The organism is Enterococcus raffinosus (assembly GCF_001886185.1).
GTDB classification, from domain to species: Bacteria; Bacillota; Bacilli; order Lactobacillales; family Enterococcaceae; genus Enterococcus_A; species Enterococcus_A raffinosus.
The window spans coordinates 1-2757 of record NZ_JXLA01000087.1 but is presented as its reverse complement, the minus strand read 5'-3'; the positions used below and the strand labels follow the sequence as shown (position 1 = coordinate 2757).

2 protein-coding genes are annotated in these 2757 nt (G+C 39.4%); both read right to left on the bottom strand.

The window, feature by feature from the left end:
* Positions 1 to 305 (bottom strand): YdcP family protein (locus tag RV13_RS20205; RefSeq protein WP_071876003.1); only part of this gene is annotated, 305 nt, incomplete at its 3' end.
* 111 nt (positions 306 to 416) lie between these two features.
* On the bottom strand, positions 417 to 2757 hold a 2341-nt coding region (gene fss3 / locus RV13_RS20200; protein ID WP_071876002.1), incomplete at its 5' end, for a fibrinogen-binding MSCRAMM adhesin Fss3.

Sequence of the window (2757 nt, the reverse complement as noted above, 5' to 3'; positions counted from 1 at the left end):
ACTAAATCATCAACATACAACACGTAATCGGTAAACCCACGATTCTCAATTTCATAGCCTTTGGCAATTAAGTGGGGATTTACAGCTTTTAGTGGTTGATCTTGGTCAAAATCCTTTTCGCCGGCTTCCGCAGCTACCACCACTTCAATATCATCGGCCCGTTGTTTATTTGAAAACAGATGGTAACTTCGACCAACAATTGTAGTATTTCGACCATACCCTTCCGATAGAACTTCACCTTCACCACCGTATGTTAGTTTTCCGAACGTCTCGACCATATCTGGTACAACAAATTTCAATTCCATATTTTTTCCTCTTTTCATTGTTAGTTTTGAATACAAAAATAGCGCGACCACTTTTTTAGGAGGCGGTCGCGCGTATTGTTTTCTACTATTTACATGTTTCATCTTATCACCTTAGTTCCGACGATTCCAAAAATAATAGCCAGCCGTCGCAAAGATCAAGCTAAAGCCAATGAACAGTAGCACATTGGAAGTTTTCTCCCCGGTTTGAGGGAATGCCTTCACTGTAGGACTAGATTCTTGAGAGCCACTTGGAACAGTTGGCATTTCAGATTGTTCTGGTGTACTTGGTGTTGTCGGAACTTTTTTGGGCGTTAAAGTTTGAGATTTTTCTTTCAAATCTTCATTGTGTTTTCCATTGATATTCCCATCTTTGTCATAGTTAATTTCTTTGAAGGTAAAACTTGTACCTTCTGGATATTTACTTGTATCCACTTTTTCCGCAAGTACGGTTTTGGTAAATTCTTTGTCATTCACTTCGTAATCAATCTTGCCAGATTTCCAAATTTCTTTACTTGTACCATCTGGAAATAAAGCGTACAGAATTGTTTCAAAAGCTTCTTTTGAGCCATCTAGTACATCATGGGTAATGGATACATCATCAAACATATCTACCACGTCACCATGAGTAAAGGTCTGAGAACCTTCTTCTAAGTGCGCTTTGGTTTGGATGGAAACATGACGTTCCACCATACAATTAACAGTTTGCGCTTGATTGTTCAAGCTAGCATCCTTCGCTACCGGCTCATCACCAGCTTCATAGGCTTCTTTGCTTTCATACACATAGTTGAATAAGACAATGGTCTTGTCTAAAACTTGTTCGACAGTTAATTTATGCAGAATCTCCCAAGTTCCTGTTTTCTCTTTATTCGCTAAAGTTGCGGTTGTTTCCGCAATCGCCACCGGTTTGGCTTTTTTATCTTTTTCTTGGGCAGCTTTTGTAGCATCTACATCGATGGCTTGAGCTACGATATACCAGTCTTCTTTGATTTCATGTAGATTATAGCTCAATTTATCGACTAGCTCGGTAGAATCAAGAGTAGTCAATTCTTTATCTCCTTCTTTCCAAGTCGCAAGAGAAGTTAAGCTATCTTCTTCCTCAGGCAAATCATAAAGCATCAAACGGTTCAAACTGACTGAGAAATTCTCATTGGTTAGATTCCCATAAGGGACCGTTACCGTTTTAATCGGTTGCTTTTGCCCTTTTTCGGTAATAGTAAAGATATAATCACTCTTGGTATAATCCTCTTTATTTTCTTTAAAAGTAGAACGGATTTCTAATGGCGTAATCTTTTGAAAACCTTCTGGGGCTTCTACTTCTTCAAGTAAATAATCCCCATAAGGAAGATTTTCAAACTTGCCATAACCATCAAACCCTAATTGCTCGTTATAAGCTGTGGTCGCTTCATCTTCGGCACCGGTGATTTCATTGGTTCCTTCCAATGGCGACACTTTAAAGGTTAGATCATTGAAGCCAGTTTCGGCAGTGCCAGTAGTTGATCCAGCAAATTTAAAGAAATCAAAGCCAAAGCGAATCACTTGTTCTTTTGCCGCAACATCTCGAGTAATCACAGCATTTTTTTCGCTATCATCCACCTTTTTGATGGATACAGGATACTTTGTTTCATCCAAGGTATATCCTTCAGGCGCTTTGGTTTCTTGCCAGTAATACTCATTAATCGCTAAGTGTTTAACGGCAACTTGATTCTTTTCATCTAAAGTCAAAGTTACGGTTTCATCAGAAGCTTTCGTTCCCTTCAACAATTCTGGTTTAAAGTTCTCGGTCCATTTGACCGCTTTTCCATCCTTAACAGTAAACAAGGTGTATTCAGCTCTTTTAAACTCAGCTTTCCCTTGAGTTTCATGACCGGTATCTTTGTCTTCTTTTGTCAAAGTGGTTTCACCAGTAATTTCTTGGTTTTGCCCTTTTACGTTACTGGTAACAAGAGCCACTGTTTGATTGACATAATTCAATTCGACTTTTACTGGTTTGAAAGTATTCACAAAGCCATGACTAGCCTTGGTTTCAGTCACATAGTAGGTTCCCAATTCCAACGCATTGGCAATCTCTTTTGGTGTTTCTGCATGACCTTTTTCATCCGTGGTCATTTCTTGGACGATTTCACCAGTTGGGCTATCCTTGCGAATGGCAAACGTATTGCCCGCTAAAGAGTAATTATCGTTCCAAAGATCACTCCCTGTTTCAATTCCGGTTTTATCCAGAATAATTTGACCTTTTTCTCGCGTATTTTTTGAAGTCACTGAAATGGTTTCACCTGCTTTAATTGTGGCAGTCATGGGTGTGGTATCAATCGTATAAGGCGCCGGCACCGATTTTTCAGTAATGGTTACCTTTGTACCATGAGGAATCTCATCTAAGGTCGCAATGCCTTCTTTATCGGTGGTCACGTCTTTTGCGGGTAAAGTTTTTCCAAAGTCTAAATGGAAAACCGTT